This is a genomic window from Paraburkholderia aspalathi (assembly GCF_905220735.1).
GTDB lineage: Bacteria > Pseudomonadota > Gammaproteobacteria > Burkholderiales > Burkholderiaceae > Paraburkholderia > Paraburkholderia aspalathi.
Map to the genome: position 1 here is coordinate 1,146,746 of NZ_CAJNBA010000002.1, position 17,091 is coordinate 1,163,836.

The following is a 17,091-nucleotide window of genomic DNA, read 5'->3' on the forward strand; positions in this document are numbered from 1 at the left end:
GCGATAACATCAGTGTCATTTGATAAATGCTGCGGAGGCATTGATGGCCGGCTTCGACGAACGAATTCTGAACGGGATGAGTGTTCTGTCCGCGATAGTCGACACCGGTAGTTTCGCTGGTGCGGGTGACATGCTCGACATGTCTCAGTCCGGTGTCAGCCGCTGCATAGCACGGCTTGAAGCGCGCCTCGGGGTCCGTCTCCTGGATCGCACGACGCGCTCTGTCACGCTGACGGATGAGGGCCGTCGCCTCTGCGAACAAGTGATACCACTGCTCGCGGCGCTTGAAGAGGCCGCGACGTCCGCTACCGAAGGAGCGACCGCCGTACGCGGTCGCCTGAGGGTCAATGTCGATCCATTTTTTTCCCGCCTGCTCCTTGCTCCGAAGCTAGGGTCATTTATCGATCAGTATCCGGAGCTCCGACTGGAATTGGTCACAAGAGATCAGCTCGGCGATATGATCGCCGACGGCTTTGACCTCGCGGTCCGATTTGGTGAACCTCGACCTTCCAGTCTTGTGGCACGAAAGCTCCTCGATACGCGCATCCTGACGGTTGCAGCGCCCGCTTATCTCAAGCGCAAGGGCCGCCCCGAGCAACCCTCCGAGCTCGAAAATGATACTCATCAATGCATCAGGTTTCGGGATCCCGAAACAGGGCGCCCCTTCGACTGGGAATTTCACCGCGGACGCAAAAAAATTTCCGTTGAGGTGGCTGGGCGACTCACGGTCAACGATGTCGGCACCATGCATAGCGTCTGCGTGGCCGGGCACGCCATTGCTCAGGTGATGGAGCTCGGTGTAGAACAACTACTCGCGGATGGCCGGCTCGTGGAGCTGTTCCCCGACTGGCCTGACGATCGATTCCCTCTCTACGCACTCTATCCTTCCCGCCACCATGTTCCGGCAAAGGTGCGCATGTTTCTCGATTTCATTGTGTCGCTCAGCGCAGCGCCAGAAAAAACGCTTGATAGGCGACCCAAGGCTAGTCGTCCCTAACGACAAGATCGTTCACCATCTTTGAGCTCGAAAGCTTGTCCCGTGTGGATGAGCGGTTCACCCGTCCGGCCGTGACCCCGCGCTGACGATTTCGCATCTCCCTGCCGTTGAAAACCGGCGCATTTCCGAGGCTTTCACGAGGCCAGTCCCCTATCGCGGTAGACAGTCGCTTCCGGCTCCCAGCTGAACCGTCGTCCGCCGCGACCTCAAGACATATCGGGGACGTCATACCCCCAGCCCGTCTCCCAACGACGCGGATACCTGCCGAACATTTTGCCAGCAGCGCTGGCCGCAGAATTTAGCTGCGACGCGTTTCGGTTGCGCGATTCATTTCTTCCTGCCAGCTTCCCGGCGATTCATTTCATGACAATCCGGCATCGATGAGATGACCGCGATGCTATTTCAGTTTCATCTCCTTTTGTCCAGAATCCATTCCGAACCATACGTTCTTCTCTTAACCCAAACCGAAGGAGATTTGCCATGAACTTCCGTCAACTCACCCTGGCCGTCGCAACTGCCCTTGCCTTTCCAATCGCGAGCCATGCCCAGGAAACCGCTTCCCCCGTAACCCGTGCCCAGGTGCGCGCCGAACTCGTGCAGATCGAAAAGGCCGGCTACCTCCCGGGTAAGAACGATCCCCACTACCCGGACGACATTCAGGCTGCCGAGGCCGAGATCAGCGCACAGCGCGACACCGATGCCAACGTCGAAAGCAGTTTCGGTGGCGTACAGGACGGCTCCGTGGCATCGGGCAGCCGCACTGTCGCCAAAGGGCTCAGTTCTCTCTTTGCGCATCACTGAACGACATGCCGTCCGGCCCGCAAATCTGCACTCTGCCTCGCCGGACGGTCGCCTTCAGGCTGGACTTTCACTCGTCCGAATTACCTGTAGCCAATCGCCCGCGCGCTTTACTACGGACCCAATGCCAGCATGCGTAGCCTCGCCACTGTCACACACTCTCAAGTCTATTGAATCAAATCGTTATTTTTAATGACATTTTGTCATATGACTTCTGACGTGGCGGATATTCATTTACCAGGTCGTTCAACTTAAGCTCCAAGACGCTTCATCAGAAGGCAGCGATGCATTGAATCAGCGCTCTGCCGGGTTACTCGCCGTCAACCAATTGTCTGGATGCCAGATTGAACGGTATTCGAGCGGTTTTCGTCGTTTCCTGAAGTTCGGCGAGGTCCCCTTCCTTCGCCGCTGATCTCCGAAGGCAGGCTATGTCCGCCGCCCCGACAGTTTCAATATCGTTTAAAGGACTAAATCAAATGTACGCAATTACAGGAATTACAGGAAAAGTCGGCGGTGTCGTCGCTCAATCGCTTTTGAAGGCAGGACTACCTGTTCGTGCCGTTGTCCGCGACGTCGCGAAGGGTCAATCATGGGCAGAGCTCGGTTGCGAGATCGCTCTTGCGGAAATCGGCGACGCCGAAGCGCTTACGAAGGCTTTCGAGGGCACAGACGGCGTGTTCCTGATGACACCTCCGAATTACGATCCCCAACCAGGCTTCCCGCAAACGCAGGCTAACGCTGTTGCAGTCAAGAAAGCGCTGCTGGCTGCGCAGCCAAAACAGGTAGTGTTCCTTTCGACAGTTGGTGCGCATGTCGCGGAGCCCAACCTGCTCAATAACTCCAGGATGACCGAGGAGATGCTTCGCACGCTGGACCTCCCAGTGTGCATGCTTCGTGCGGCCTGGTTCATGGAAAACGCAGCGTGGGATGTAGACGCCGCGCGCACCGGGGCAATTCATTGCTTCCTGCAACCGCTAGACCATCCCATCCCGATGGTGGCCGCTGATGACATCGGACGCAACGCAGCAGAAATCCTTCGTGACGCATGGACCGGCGTGCGAATTGTCGAACTGGAGGGGCCTGCACGCTATAGCGCAAACGACATCGCGTCCGGATTCAGCGCCGCCCTGGGCCATCCTGTGCGCATGGTTCCGGTGCCGCGCGATACATGGGAAACACTGTTTCGGTCACAAGGCATGCAGTATCCAATGCCCCGTATCCGCATGATCGATGGCTTCAACGAGGGTTGGATTGACTTCCAGGGCGGTATTGGCATTGAGCACCGTAAAGCTCAAATTCCGCTTGATGATGTTCTGAAGACGCTGGTTGCGTAACTGGGCAAAGATACGCCGACTGAAAATCGGTTTCTGTTTCCAGCTACATACCTGCCCGAACAAATGACAAAACGGCATTGATGAGATGAGAGCAGTGGGAACAGATCTATCAATTGAGGAGTCGCCTGCTTCCTCGACTCACCACATCGGCTTTGCGATGACTGCGCTTATGGCGCTCGCATGCGGACTTATCGCAGCCAGCAGTTACCTCGCACAACCGCTTATCGTCTTCATCGCGCCCAAGGTCGGACTGCCGCTTTGGGGCGCGAGTCTGGTCATCACACTCAGCCAGGCGGGCTACTGCGTCGGACTAGTCATTCTCGCCCCCCTCGGAGATCTCGTGGAGAATCGACGACTCGTTTTGTTGACACTCACCGGACTCTGCGTCGCGTTGACTGTGATGGCAGGCGCAACCAATGCTGTTCTGCTCCTGGTCGCCGCGTTTTCTCTTGGTGTCGGCACCACCGCCGTACAGATGCTTATCCCTTTGGCGGCGCGCATGACTGACGATGCGTCCCGAGGTCGAGTAGTTGGCAAGATCACTGGCGGACTACTCGCGGGCATCATGCTTGCGCGACCTATTGCGAGCATCGCTGAAAACGTCTTGGGGTGGCGCGGTCTATATATTCTCGACGCCGTCATTCTCGTCGCGCTCACGCTTCTTCTCAGTCGCCAGCTTCCGGTTAGACAACCGGAAGCAAGGCACGGCTACAAGGCGTTGATCGGATCTTTACTTTCGCTAGCGCGGGCGCACCGATCCCTGCGGCAACTTTCAACGGCCCAGGCATGCCTATTCGCGTCATTTAGCCTCTTCTGGGGTACTGCGCCGATCATCCTCATGCACCGATTCGGGTTCAATTCGATGGCTGTGGCATTGTTCGCGCTCGTCGGGGCAGCTGGCGCACTGTCGGCACCTCTCGCTGGCTACGCAGCCGACCATGGGTTCGGGCGGATTGGTCGCATCGCTGGGATTTCGCTTGTCGTCTGCGGGTTCGCGATGGTAGGGGCACTGGACTCGGTGACAGGATGGGTCATAGGAGCACTGATGATCGACGCAGGTGTACAGGTGTCTCACGTCATTTCACAGCGAGCCATACTAGCGCTGGATCAATCAGCCAGCAGTCGCCTGAATAGTCTTTACATTGCCATCTTCTTTCTTGGCGGCGCATTGGGCTCTGCTCTGATCTCCCCCCTGCTGCTGATCGATTGGCGGTGCATCGCAGCGGCAGGCGCGCTGACTGCCTCATTAGCAGCGGTATTTTCTCCAGACAGGGAGTTATAGAGAATCCTTCAACATCGACTTCATCATTTGCTTCGATAGAGACGGGGCGATCCGCGTCTGCATCGTCGGAGTCGGAGTCGGAGTCGGAGTCGGAGTCGGCACGCGACTCATAACAGAATTGGAGTTTCAGTTGTGTATGTAGAATGACATGTGTGCTTTCCTCCGTACCGTTCGTCCATCAATACACGGAGCGGGTGCAGCGCACCCGCATCGCCGTAGCCTCGCCGCCACTTCTCGTTCAAAATACGCTGTCGTCTACGTGGATCGAACCATGCGCAGAGGAAAACTCGACTTGAATGTTCTGGAGACGTACGCGACGGTCTGCCTTTCCGGCAGCCTCAAAAGTGCGGCGGAACACCTTCATCTGACGCAGTCGGCAGTCAGCATGCAGATCAAGCGGCTCGAAGACGCTGTCCAGCAGCGGTTGCTGGAGCGGAACAATCAGAGCCTCCGCGTCACGCCGGCTGGCGAGCGAATGTTGATTCACGCGCGTGCCCTACTCCGGCTTGAGAACACGTTGGTCAATGCGTTCGCGAGCGATCCTATTGCTGGTGAGGTGAGAATAGGCGTACCGGCGGACTATGCACCTGCGCTCCTGTCTGCGGCGTTGCCGTACCTGCACGGCAATTTCCCAGCGGTAGTGCCTTCAGTTGAATGTGACCTGAGCCGGAAGCTGCGCCGAAAGATCGAGAATGATGAGCTTGACCTCGCCATTCTGACCCAGGATGTAGACATCGACTCCGGCTTGCCCCTTTGGGAGGAGCGCCTCGTCTGGGCCGAGCCCTTGCCGGTCGAGCCTATTACCGGCGGCTATACGCCGATCGGACTACTGGACGTCGATTGTGTGCTGCGAGACATGACCCTACGTCTCGCAGCTCAGCACGCTCCATTACACAGAATCGCCTTCCGTTCAGGAAATCTGGCAAGCATTGTCTCGGCCGTTGAGAACGGATTTTGCGCGTCCCTCATCCCCCAGAGCTCGCTGAGCCTGACAACCAACGTGGCGAACAGACTTAAGATCACGCCGGTCAACGATCGCCTCCGGATCCGCCTCGCAGTCTCTAGCGGAGGAAAGCCGGGAATGGAGGCGATTGCGGCCTTTCTGCAAACGCAGCTGATTATTTCGGCCCGGCGTACCGAAGGAAGCCCTTGACCGGAATTTTCAGGTGTTCGGGCATACGCGCAGGCACGTCGTTGCTTACCTCGTTCGGCAAGTGCCAGAATTACTGACTCGCGCCGACCCACGTGTTCACCCGCTCTCCGTGCGCGGCGATCCACGAAGCAGCGGCATCCTCGGGCTTAGCGCCGTTCTCCGTGGCGAGCATAATGCTGTCGAGTTCGCCGGGCTTCCACTGGAACTTCTTCAGGAATGCAACCACCGAAGGCGCTTTCGAGTCGAGGCTCGGGTTAACTACGCTATCGTAATGATCTCCGTCGCCGAAAGCACTCTTCGGATCCTGGAGGAACTTCAGCTTCCATTTCGCGAACATCCAATGCGGTATCCATCCCGTCACGACGACAGGTTTGTGTGAGTTGATGGATCGGGAGAGTTCCGCGACCATTGCCGGTCCCGAGCTGGGAAGCAATTGGTAATCCAGGTTGTAGACCTTGATCGCGTCCGCAGCCTTTTTCATGATGCCCGCACCCGCATCGATCCCGACGATGCGCCCAGAAAAGTCCGCCTTATGCGCCTGCAGGTCGGCAATGCTGTCGATGGAGACATAGTCGGGTACGACGAGCCCTATCTTTGCTCCAAGATAGTTGGCGCCAAGGTCGTGGACCTGATCCTTGTATCGTTCCCAGTAAGCGGCGTGTGAGTTGGGCAAAGCCGCCGCGAGAATGATATCGAGGTCACCTCGCGCGACGCCGCCCCACATGATGCCAGGTGCTGCGGGAATAAGCTTGACGGGATATCCGAGGCGCTTCTCGATGACTTGTGCCGCCACCGTTGCAGACGCGACGCTGTCATCCCAGCCTTGCACATAGCCAAGGTTCAGCGTCGGCTTTGAGTCCGCCATCGAGTTTCCGGTGATGAGACCGGTGAGCGCAAATGCGCCGGCCAGAACAAGCTTCTTGAGATGTTTCATTTGGTTCTCCTTTCCCTGGATATGTGGAGTGGTATTTCCGACTAGTGCGCAACATTGTGGCGGTCTCGTCTCGATCAATTTGATCCCTCATCGCCTGGAACCGATCGAAGTGAAGCTCACGAGTGAAATTCCAGAGCAACGGGACTCAGCGGTTTCTTTCCGAGTACCAGGTCGCTGGCGCGTTCGGCCAGCATGATCGTCGCGGCGTTGATATTGGCGCTTGGCACGGACGGCATGACGGAAGCGTCAATGACTCGAAGTCCGTCCACTCCCGACACCTTGAGATCAGCGTCTACGACCGTCATTGGGTCGTTTCCTGATCCCATGCGGCACGTGCCACATGGGTGGTAGGCGCTGGCGGCATCTTCGCGGATGAACTCATCAAGGCGTTCGACGTCAGTTATGTCGACTCCTGGCATGTCTTCCCGAAAGTGATAGCGTCGGAACGCTGGTTGGCTGGAAAACAGAAGCCCCAGACGTACTGCCTCACGCATGACACGCCAGTCTTCTTCAGTGGCAAGATAATTCGGGTCGATCAGAACAGGATCATCAGCCCTGCCACTTCTGAGGCGTACCTGTCCTCGACTCGTCGGACGCATCGGGCCAACGCCGATGCGATACCCATTTGTATGCCTGGTTGGCGTCCAGTCCTTGTTGAAGAACACAGGAAAAAAATGGAACTGGATGTCTGGATGCGGAATGTCCGGTGCGCTTTTCAGAAACGCACCGACGTGGCATTGATTCACCGCCGCGACGCCTGTTTTGCAACCAAACCACTGAACTCCGGCGATCAGCATTCTGTGCAGTTGAAGTTCCCGGTTCAACGATACCGGCTCACGAGTCTCGATCTGAATGTGGCACTCAAGATGGTCCTGAAGGTTTGACCCGACGCCGCGAAGATTCACGCGTGAGTCGACGCCGTGTTCGCTGAGATGCTCCCCGGGTCCAATCCCGGACAGCATCAGCAGTTGTGGGGAGCCAAAAACGCCAGCACTAAGCAAGGTTTCCTTACGTGCCACAACGTTCACGAGCTCACCATGCCGCTTCACGTTGAATCCGGTGGCTCTATTCCCGACGAAGTTGATTCTGCGCAGGGTACTGTCGGTCCAGACAGTCAACCGGTCGTCATCGGGCCGGCTATGCAGGTACCCATACGAGGCGCTATTTCGAATACCTCTGTCAACGCTCATTTCAAAACGCGACACGCCTTCCTGCTGATATCCGTTAACGTCTTCGGTCAGCGGATAGCCTGCCTGCTGTCCAGCAGCCAGGAAGGCCTGGTTCAGAGGGCTCAGGCGCTCCTGGCGCTGTGCGCGAATAAATCCCTCCGCACCGCGGTACTCGCTTTCGACCTCACTTCGCTCGATCTTGCGGAAATACGGGAGACAGTTTTCCCATCCCCAGCCTGATGCACCTTCCTTTACCCATCGCTCGTAATCCAGTGGATGACCTCGTAGCCACGTCATACCGTTGATCGATGAGGACCCCCCTAGTACGCGTCCGCGGGGCTGTGTTATCCGGCGGTCATTCAAATGATGTTGCGGCTCAGTCTGGAACCAATAGTTATACTTCGAGGTCGGCCGAAAAATCGATCGCAGCCCGGCAGGCATCCGAATGATCCAGGAGTTATCGCTCGGACCCGCTTCGATGAGCAGAACCGTGTGGCCGGCGTCAGCCAGTCTGCGAGCCAAAACGCAGCCAGCCGAGCCTGCGCCTCCGATAACATAGTCGAATATCACCGTCTGGCTCATGCGCTCACCCGCGAAGCACCGTTGCCGCTCGTGGGCACATCGGCGTGATAGCAGTATCTAGTTTCGATCTCGGCGTCGATTTTCCACGTTGCCTCGGCACCCGTGGCTATTGACACAAAATCACCCGCTTCGATATCAACAACCGTCCCATCTGGGAAAGTTAGACGTGCCCTCCCCCTCACAACGTAAAACGAAGCGCCAGGGAAATATCGATGGACATAGCTGTCGTCATTGCATACCCACGTTGACCACTCAATCGTTTTTCTTTCAATATCTTTAGTAGCACGAATGTTGTAAATCGGCGCAGTGCTGAAAAAATACTTCTTGGTGGACATGACCTGAGACCGGGATCGAGAAAAAGTGGAAATCGACGATTGCCCGCTTATCTTCAAAGATAGTCGAGCTCAAACGGACAGTCAGAAAGAGCGACTGGGCCGGTTGATGTAATCAAGGCGGGTTGTTCGAGCTTGACACCATCTGGACCTCCGACCGCGCCAATATAGCTTTCAACACAAACGGTCATTCCCTCCACGAATTCGCCAGGGTACTGCCACGCCGGAGCATCCTGTCGGAAATAGACGAGTGGGTATTCCACGCCAAAACCGATTCCGTGAACCATCTCCGCGTAACGGTTGGGGACGTAGAGATCCGGCATCTGCCACGACGCCTGGATGTATTCTTCGAAAGTTAAGCCTGGGCGCAGCAAGGACAGATTGTGTTGCAACTGCTCGTAAGCGAGAGCGTAGTTAGTCCGCTGCTCGGGTGTCGGACGACAATCTCCAATAACGAACGAGCGAGTCTGGTCAGTGAAGATACCGTTTGGACCCACCAGATCGCTGTCAAACACCAGCATTTCCCCTGCTTCAATGATCTTGGCGGACGCTTCCGTGAACCACGGATTGGTGTGATGGCCAGACGCGAGGCATCGTGTCTCCTGATGTTCACCACCATGTTCGATGTTGTACTGATTCAGCAGAGAGAGGAGATAGTTTTCCGACACTCCTGGTCTGGCATGCTGACGCATGAAGGTAATGGCATCGGTGCAAACTTGCATCGAGCCACGAATGATCTCAATCTCTTCGGTTGATTTGACAGATCTTGCGAGTTCGAGAGGACCTTTGGCGTCGACCACATGTACGCCTAGCCGGTCGAGCGCTCGCAATGGCAAGAGATCGGCCCGGTCCAGACCGAGCGTGGCATCCTGTCCGCAGACTTCCCGCAGGAGGTCAGCTATCTCGGACGCCCATAGGGTTGCGTGTTCAGCGGCCCGGCTTCCGGAGCCGAAGTAATCCCATGATTTCGCGGGTCTCGTTTCACTGATCAATGTGTTGCTGTCGGAAAGATGCATCGCGCCACCGTAATCGAACAGAACAACGGGGCCAGAGACCGGAACGAACACGTAGCGGACCATATGGTGCGAACTCCACACCTGCATGTTGCGACTGCCGGTCGCGTATCGAAGGTTCAACGGGTCAAACAGAATGGCGGCGTCGACACCTGCTTCCGCGAGCATCAAGCGCGTTCGCTCGAGCCGATAAGCGCTCACCCTGTCGTAACCGATTGCCTCCATTTCCTTCCTCATCAAGACTCAAACGTCACTGGTGAGTTTGAAGATACCCGGTCGAATTTCAGTCGGCAAACGAAAGTATCTGACGCGGTACTTCAAATTTTTTGAATCACGCGTCGGGAGCAATCTATGGGCCGTGACGGGACGCTGCGTCGCAGACGGGGATCAAATATCGGCTGAATGGCGCGTTAGGGCAGATGGTCCGGCTGGCCGATTTCCCGCTATCTGCCTTTCAAAGGCGATGTCGAAAAGTACCGCCGCTCACCCATTACGCTCACTAATGCTGAAAGCGCGGACGAATATGTCCTGCCACGTCGAACAAAGACCTGAGCGCGTGCGGACTGCAGAATCGGGTTCGAGCTCGGCAGCGCAAAAAGGCTAGCCTGGTTCAATTCAGGCTGAACCGATATCTTCGGCAAGAAGGTCACAGCGTTGTGCGTGGCGACAATCGCTTTAAGCGCACGCACCGAATTTGCCACAAAGCGCGCCTCCACCTCTATCCTTTCAAGAGTCATCCTGTTTAATGGTCGCTCCGCTAGGAGGCCAATAGCACAGCCGATGATAAGGCGAGCGCTCGTTGAGGCTCGCCGGTCACCGGATTTGGCATACACCTTCTTCCGCTTAAACCTCTACCCTTTGCGCCACGACGCCATGGCCTGAAAAACGCCATCACGCCTGACCAGCGCATGAAAGAGCGCGGCTGCGATATGAAGAACGATCAGCGCAAAGAAGCACAGCGCAAGAAATCTGTGCGCATTCCAGAGCAGCGTGTGCAGTTCGTTGCTGTGAGGCAAAAATGACGGCAGTCGAATGCCGGCCACCACGACGGGATAATCGGCTGCTGACAGCATGCCCCAGCCGAGTAGGGGAAGTGCAAACATCAACGCATAGAACGCTACATGCGAAAGATAAGCCGCAAGCTTCATCGGCTCAGGCATATCTGATGGTAGTGGCGGCGCACCTCGCACAAGTCTTACTATCAGGCGGATCAGCGCGAGCACGAGAATCAGCATGCCCAACGGTTTGTGAATCGAAACCAGCGTGAGATAGTCGGGCCGAACGGTCGACACCATGCCGACGCCGATAAACAGCATCGACAGAATGCATATCGCCATGATCCAGTGCAAAGCGCGCTGTATTGGCGTGAAGCGCTTGTGGCTCGATGTCATGGTTTGACCCCTGCGGTTGGCGTGTGCGGATAGTCTTTGTCCTCGGCGGTCCGACGGTTGAACGATACCGAGTAGGCCGCCGAGCGCGCAGCGGGGAACGGATCGTCAGAAACACGAATGCCCGAAGGAAGCACTGTCGGATCGAAGTTGAGATCACGGCACGGCCCATTGGCTTCGGGTTCGATGGCGTTGACCACCAGTGTGCCGGCCTCCACTTTGCGGCGATCATCAGGCCAGGCTTTGCTCGGATCGGCAGTCGAGTCACCCGGATTGGCGACGGTGACGATCATCGTCCAGCGTTGCGGAGCGCTACTCACCCGCTGCGTAATGTCCGAAGCAAGGAAGTCAGGGCTGCGCTGTTTAAGATCGTCCGGAGAGACAGGCTCCGGCTTCGCTTCCGGTACAAAGGACCAGCGCACGACCTGATCCTGTCCTTCAGCGTTCGTGAAGATAAAGCTGTTGAGGCTGTTATACCGCTCTTGCGCATAAGACGCCGTCCAGGGTGCGCTGGTTGCCCACGCACCGAATCTCGCAAACTCAGGGTGGGCGGCAATGAAGTTCTTCATCGCATCGGGGTCGTCTGTTCGCGCCGAAGCTTGCAACAGGGCATAGAAGCCCTGGGGCGTCGCAACGGGGAAGAAAGGTGCATCGATCATCGCCGAGCGCCATTCGTTTCCATCCTGTGTGACCACACGCAGGCTGAGGCCGCGAACGCGCACGGTAGCGTCTGTGGCTTTGGCATCCGGCGTGGCCAGATTGAACCGTCCTGTGACCGGATACGAGCCCGGCGCAAACATCTGTGCCTTTGACAGCGCTGCTGCGCCTCCATTCGACTCGAATGTGCCGGTAAAACAGATGCCTTTAGCGTGGTTACGCCGGAAACCCAAAGCGGGTCCGCCTGGAGGCGCCAGGCCATTGACGATTTTTGCGGGGGTCAGGCGATCTGGCGAAAGCCAGCCTGCGGTGTAGGCGAAGGCAAGCACTACCACGGCAACGACAAGTGCGATCAGGGCCAGCGAACGCGTAACGGAAACGTTGGAGCTCGGTCTGTCGGTCATGGGACTCTCGATCAAGAGTGCAGGTAGCGAAAATCTAGCAGCATTATGAAACTCGTGCCAGGAAGATGCGCGTTGAACCGGCACTCGTCTCGCTTCCCCCGCCACCCCGCCACCCGCCATCCCGGCAAATCAGCCGAGACGCTTCGTACATTGACTAAGGGAAATCCTTCCCATCCAGTCAATTGACAATTCCCCATTGTGGGAATATAAATTCCATCCATGCGATCCCATTCGTGACGCGAAGCACGGCTTTGCGCATGCGATCGTGTCTCACGCGCTTCGGTCTCGAAAACCGTAATCGCATCTTCGGCAAAGTTTGCCGATAGAGAAAGCGCCGGCGACCAACCGCGCACCAAGGAAACGCGAAAAGGCTGGAGGTCGCCGAACGTTAGGTGGAAATGCTTTCCAGACCGGTTCACATCAGTTAGTACTATAAAATATACATTGGAGACAGGCATGAATCGGATCACGGCGATCTCAGGCGTTCTCGTAGCTGCGCTCGCTTCAACGTGGTGCAGCGCGGCCCGCGCCCAGAGTGTCACGCTATACGGAATCATCGATACGGGCATTGAATACGTGAATCACGCGAGCCCGACGGGCGGTTCGCTCGTGCGAATGCCGAGCACCACCGGCGAGCTACCCTCGCGGTGGGGTCTGAAAGGCTCAGAGCCGCTTGGCGAAGGCTACAACGCGGTGTTCACACTCGAAAGCGGTTTTGCAACCGGCACAGGCAGCCTCAATCAGGGTGGCCGCTTGTTCGGCAGACAAGCCTTTGTCGGGATCGACGGTCCGCTCGGTGCGTTGACCTTCGGTCGGCAGTATTCAATGCTGTTCTGGTCGCTGCAGCCCGCCGATATCGTCGGCACCAACATCTATGGACTGGCCTCGCTCGATGCATGGATTGCAAATCCTCGCAGCGACAATACGGTCGTCTATCAGAAGCACGTCGGAGGCCTGACGGTCGGCGCAAGCTACTCGTTCGGTCGGGACGCGTCACCGGCAAACGGATTCAATACGCCCGGAGAGGGAACCTGCGCAGGTAATATTCCCGGCAATGCCGCGGCATGCCGGGAATGGTCGCTTCTGCTGAAATACGACGCCAGAAGCTGGGGCGCCGCCGCGAGCTACGATCGTCAGAATGGTGGTCCGGGTGCCGCGGCTAGCCTCTTCAACGGCCTGACACCCGTTGCTCTGACCAGCAGTGGCAATCGGGACGCACGTCTGGTGCTGGACGGGTATGCGAAGGTGGGCAAGTTCACCTTCGGGGCAGTATGGCTGAATCGTCATGTGAACTCGGCCTCAACGACAACACCCACCATCACGTCGAATCAATATGCGCTGGAGGCGGACTATCAGATGTCGCCGGCGCTGTTTTTCGACATGCTGCTGCAGCGGGTTATCGATCGCCAGCAAGATACGCGAGCAAGCATGGAAGTGGCCCGCGCCACCTACCTTTTGTCGCCGCGCACGGCAGTGTATGCGCAACTTGGTTTTCTGCAGAACAGCGCCAAGGCCGCTTATTCCGTAAGCGGCGGCGGAGCGTCCACGCCAGGCAAAGGGATGAGTCAGGTGGGCAGCATGCTTGGCATCCGGCACTCGTTCTAGCCGCTCCCCGATGAACGGCCGCCTGCTCGGTTGTTTCGAGGCTGGCCGTTCTGAAGCAAGCCTTCCGGCTACTCCGGAATGCTGGCCAGTTCGGGATCGATCTCGGCTAGCAGCCTCACATCTTCCTCGGGATGCTTGATCAGAAACTCCGGCAGATTCGCAACCCAATGCTGATTTGCAAACGGCGGGTTCCAGATTCTCGGTTGCCAGCGATCGTCCAGACAGTCGGTATCGGCCGAATACTCCGCCTCACCGCCTGCGGGATTGTTGATGTAAGCGTATATCGTCGAAGAAAGCCGGTGTCGCCCCAGCCCCAGGTTGCTTGTCCAGCCCGTGCGTTGCATATGATTCGCACCCGCCACAAGCTCATCCAGATTTTCGACGCCGAACGAGATATGGACAAATCGGGCGCGCGTGTCTTTTAGCCAGAACAGGTTGTGATGATCGGACCGCCCGTCGGCTCGAAGAAATATGCCGCGATCGCGTGAAACATCCGTTATGCGGAACTTAAGTCGATCCCGATAGAACCGGGCCGCCTTCTCGTATTCCGGGCAGGCAAAGACGACATGATGGATGAGCTGAGGCGCCGCGCGCTTGAACCATTTACGGTGGCGATTCCAGCGTAGCGAGCGGCCAGGCGAGTTGACCAGCTCTTCGTCCGAGATCAGCGGTTGGCGTTCGAAGAGACCAAACCCGATTGACAAGCCCGCATCGTCGACACAATAGATTCGCCCGTAAGCGTCTTTTTCGACGGCCCGATCACGACGCAGATCAGCCTCGATCGCGTCGAGGCTTGCCTGACTATCGACTCCCCAGATAACCTGCCGGACACCCGGCCCAGAGCCGAAAGACGGCGGCAGCGCGGAATCTGTACTCTGCCGCAGAACTACGTTCGAACCTTCGCGTAGTCTGTACTCTACGGCATCGGTATCTTCTCTCACCAGGCCAAAATCATCGAAGAACTGTGTGCAGCGCGCCATATCGTCGACGCCGAACACCACTGTTTGCACACCCAATATAGCCATTTGTGTCTCCATTCAAGAACGCGAAAAAAGCCGCTTATTCCAATTCTCCGAAGCGGCCACGCTGTCACAAAGACAGCTTCAAACGGAGATTTCTTCGAGAATGCGGCCCTTGGTTTCGATTGCGGCAACGGCAACCGTCAGGCCACCGATCAATCCCATCACGGCAAGGAAGAGAAACACCGCACCAACGCCGATGTGGCTAAGGAGTGCCCCAATCACCAGCGGACTCACCACCTGAGCGATACGCAGCCAGGCCATGGCCGCGCCTGCACCTAGCGCCCGCATGCGGGTCGGATAAATTTCAGTGGCATAGGTATGGATACTGCCGAGCCCAATGGCGAGCAGGTAGTTGCTCACCGTCAGCAACGACACCACTGCGAGCATCGGCACCTGCCCGGCCAACCCCAGCACGATCAGCGGCACGGCGCTGCCGAACAACGACAACATGAAAGTGCGGCGACGGCCGATGCTGTCGATCACGAGAACGCTCGTAATGGCACCAGACAGGCCCGCGATGCCCAGCACACTGCTGAGCAGGAACGTGTTGGTGAGGGTGACGTGATAAACGGTCTTGTAGATCGTCGGCAGCCAGGTGATCAGCGCATTGCCACATGCGGAAATGCAGAACATCAGGACCCAGATGCAGACGGTACGAACCGCGTAGCCGTTGCGGAACAGATCCACAAAGCGGCCATGCCGCCGCATTGGATGAAGTGTGAGTGGGCCGACCGCCGGAAGGGTTCGCGTGCCCTGCTTCGATATAGCCGTCTCGATACGCTCCGTGGCAGCGGTGGCTTCATCGATCCTGCCTCGCAACGCGAGCCATCGCGGCGATTCCGGGACCACGCCGCCAATCACAAAGACCAGCAAGCCCGGCAGCGCGCCCAGGTAAAACATCGATTTCCAGCCAAACTGCGGAATCAGCCAGACTGCAGCGAATGACGTCAGAAAAAGACCGGCGGCGAATATGCTCTGTAACGAACTGATAACGCGGCCACGAAAACGGGCCGGCGTTAGTTCGTTGACCAGGGTGGCGGCAACCGGCACTTCGCCGCCGAGCCCCAGCCCCTGGATCAGACGCAGGATAACGAAGGTCATGTAGCTGCCGGCGAACGCGGTCGCCAGGCTAAGAACAGCCATGATACCCAGCGCGAGACGCAGTACACGAAGGCGCCCGAAGCGTTCCGACAACCAGCTCAAGCCGATCGCTCCGACGATCTGCCCAAGATACCCGATGGAAAAAACCAGCCCGACCTGACCCGGGGAAAAGTGCCAGAGCTCGATCAGTACAGGCAGCACGAGCGCAATGGCCAGCGAGTCGAACGCATCGAGCAGATGCGCGATACCGACCACGGCAACCAGGCGAACATGCCAGGAAGAGAACGGCAGTCGCTCGATACGTGCGGTGATTTCCGCCGCAGCGGCCGCATGATTGGCATCGGCCGCTGTTGCCGGCGAATGGGTTGCATGCTCCTCAGTGGGAACAATTGCTTTTACCGTCAACACGTCAAGTCTCCTGATATCGTCTGCCCGTCGACGAGGGCAGTTATTATTGAACGTCGATTCCGACGGTGAATGAATCTAAGCTTGTTCCACCATGCGGCCGATGGCTGGCCAGGGATCGACGGAAATCTCTTCGAACGGCGCCCGATCCACCGCCGTCATGCTGCTGACGATTGCGCGCTCGACCGCCGGGCGTTTTCGCGTGCGCTCGTACCATGCCGCCACATGAGGATAGGAATGCAACATCGGCGCGAGGCGCAACATGTCCAGACGGATCACATAGGGTATGACCGCGATATCCGCGAGCGAGAATTCGTCGCCGGCCAGAAAGTCATGATCGAGCGTTGCACGTTCGATCCACTGCAATAGCTTGATGAAATGCCCGACTGCTTCGACACAGAATTTCGAGTCCAGTCCTTGAGCTATCACATCGCGCTTGTAGTCCGAACGCTTCTGATTCGGTGCGCCCGATAGATAGCTTTCGCGATTGACCGGATCCATTTTCTGGAAGCGTGTCCGGAATGCGATAGCAAAAGTCAGCACCGTGCAGGCGTTGTGCACGTACTCGTCGATGAACTTGTTGAACAGCCGCACGGTAACGCGACCCATCGGGTCTTTGGGCATCAACCGCACGTCAGGAAAACAGTCCTCGAGATAGTAGAGAATGACTGACGATTCGATGACAGGCTGTCCGTCATGGATCAACGTCGGCACCACACCGTTCGGATTGAGCTTGAGATAAGCCTCGTCGAACTGGTCGCCGCGTAGGGTCATCTGATGACTTTCCCAATCCAGGTCCTTTTCTGCCAGTTCGATCCTGACTTTCTGCGCGCAGACGGAGTTCACCGTGTGATAAAGCTCAAGCATTGACTTTCTCTCCTATCCGCTGAACACTGTCAATGATTTAATTCCCAT

16 protein-coding genes are annotated in these 17,091 nt (G+C 57.3%); 6 read left to right on the plus strand and 10 right to left on the minus strand.

The window, feature by feature from the left end; translation table 11 throughout:
• The first annotated feature begins 43 nt into the window (after nt 1–43).
• The 5 genes from KHO30_RS15965 (at nt 44) to KHO30_RS15985 (ending at nt 5,564) form a co-directional block, all read left to right on the plus strand.
• The gene (locus KHO30_RS15965; RefSeq protein WP_093633673.1) at nt 44–997 is read left to right on the plus strand and encodes a LysR family transcriptional regulator; all 954 of its coding nucleotides are present in this window, start codon (nt 44–46) and stop codon (nt 995–997) included.
• 480 nt (nt 998–1,477) lie between these two features.
• Nucleotides 1,478–1,798, plus strand: a complete 321-nt coding sequence (locus KHO30_RS15970) for a DUF4148 domain-containing protein (RefSeq protein WP_211701563.1) — start codon at nt 1,478–1,480, stop codon at nt 1,796–1,798.
• A 473-nt stretch (nt 1,799–2,271) separates the two neighbouring features.
• Nucleotides 2,272–3,129 (plus strand): NmrA family NAD(P)-binding protein, encoded by an 858-nt coding sequence (locus KHO30_RS15975; RefSeq protein ID WP_093633675.1) that lies wholly within the window; start codon nt 2,272–2,274, stop codon nt 3,127–3,129.
• A gap of 85 nt (nt 3,130–3,214) precedes the next feature.
• Nucleotides 3,215–4,411 carry an MFS transporter gene (locus KHO30_RS15980; protein WP_211701564.1) on the plus strand — a complete coding sequence of 399 codons (1,197 nt, stop codon included), beginning with the start codon at nt 3,215–3,217 and terminating at the stop codon, nt 4,409–4,411.
• A gap of 271 nt (nt 4,412–4,682) precedes the next feature.
• Nucleotides 4,683–5,564 (plus strand): LysR family transcriptional regulator, encoded by an 882-nt coding sequence (locus KHO30_RS15985; RefSeq protein ID WP_200622722.1) that lies wholly within the window; start codon nt 4,683–4,685, stop codon nt 5,562–5,564.
• A 70-nt stretch (nt 5,565–5,634) separates the two neighbouring features.
• Here the strand turns inward: KHO30_RS15985 and KHO30_RS15990 are convergent, their stop codons facing one another.
• The 7 genes from KHO30_RS15990 to KHO30_RS16020 form a co-directional block, all read right to left on the minus strand.
• On the minus strand, nt 5,635–6,498 hold the full coding sequence (locus tag KHO30_RS15990) for a glycine betaine ABC transporter substrate-binding protein (protein ID WP_093633678.1): 864 nt from the start codon (nt 6,496–6,498) through the stop codon (nt 5,635–5,637).
• A gap of 116 nt (nt 6,499–6,614) precedes the next feature.
• Nucleotides 6,615–8,249, minus strand: a complete 1,635-nt coding sequence (locus tag KHO30_RS15995) for a choline dehydrogenase (RefSeq protein WP_211701565.1) — start codon at nt 8,247–8,249, stop codon at nt 6,615–6,617.
• Nucleotides 8,246–8,584 carry a cupin domain-containing protein gene (locus KHO30_RS16000; protein ID WP_211701566.1) on the minus strand — a complete coding sequence of 113 codons (339 nt, stop codon included), beginning with the start codon at nt 8,582–8,584 and terminating at the stop codon, nt 8,246–8,248. Before KHO30_RS16000 ends, KHO30_RS15995 begins: the two co-directional genes overlap by 4 nt.
• 53 nt (nt 8,585–8,637) lie before the next feature.
• Nucleotides 8,638–9,831: a M24 family metallopeptidase gene (locus KHO30_RS16005; RefSeq protein ID WP_211701567.1), complete on the minus strand. Its 1,194-nt coding sequence runs from the start codon at nt 9,829–9,831 to the stop codon at nt 8,638–8,640.
• 206 nt (nt 9,832–10,037) lie between these two features.
• Entirely contained in the window at nt 10,038–10,331 is a 294-nt protein-coding gene (locus tag KHO30_RS39755) for a LysR substrate-binding domain-containing protein (protein WP_093633682.1), read from the minus strand.
• 114 nt (nt 10,332–10,445) lie between these two features.
• Nucleotides 10,446–10,985: a cytochrome b gene (locus tag KHO30_RS16015; RefSeq protein ID WP_093633683.1), complete on the minus strand. Its 540-nt coding sequence runs from the start codon at nt 10,983–10,985 to the stop codon at nt 10,446–10,448.
• Nucleotides 10,982–12,043, minus strand: coding sequence for a catalase family peroxidase (locus tag KHO30_RS16020; protein ID WP_211701568.1), 1,062 nt, complete (start codon nt 12,041–12,043; stop codon nt 10,982–10,984). The genes KHO30_RS16015 and KHO30_RS16020 overlap by 4 nt, the downstream gene beginning before the upstream one ends.
• Before the next feature lie 456 nt (nt 12,044–12,499).
• On the opposite strand from KHO30_RS16020, the gene KHO30_RS16025 reads away from it, so the two are divergent.
• Nucleotides 12,500–13,648 carry a porin gene (locus KHO30_RS16025; RefSeq protein WP_211701569.1) on the plus strand — a complete coding sequence of 383 codons (1,149 nt, stop codon included), beginning with the start codon at nt 12,500–12,502 and terminating at the stop codon, nt 13,646–13,648.
• Between the two features lie 68 nt (nt 13,649–13,716).
• On the opposite strand, the gene KHO30_RS16030 is transcribed toward KHO30_RS16025, so the two are convergent.
• The 3 genes from KHO30_RS16030 to KHO30_RS16040 form a co-directional block, all read right to left on the minus strand.
• Entirely contained in the window at nt 13,717–14,673 is a 957-nt protein-coding gene (locus KHO30_RS16030) for a VOC family protein (protein WP_200619455.1), read from the minus strand.
• A gap of 78 nt (nt 14,674–14,751) precedes the next feature.
• Complete coding sequence (locus KHO30_RS16035; protein WP_211701570.1) at nt 14,752–16,179, minus strand: MFS transporter; 1,428 nt, start codon at nt 16,177–16,179, stop codon at nt 14,752–14,754.
• Between the two features lie 75 nt (nt 16,180–16,254).
• Nucleotides 16,255–17,043: a glutathione S-transferase family protein gene (locus tag KHO30_RS16040; protein ID WP_211701571.1), complete on the minus strand. Its 789-nt coding sequence runs from the start codon at nt 17,041–17,043 to the stop codon at nt 16,255–16,257.
• Nucleotides 17,044–17,091: the final 48 nt, after the last annotated feature.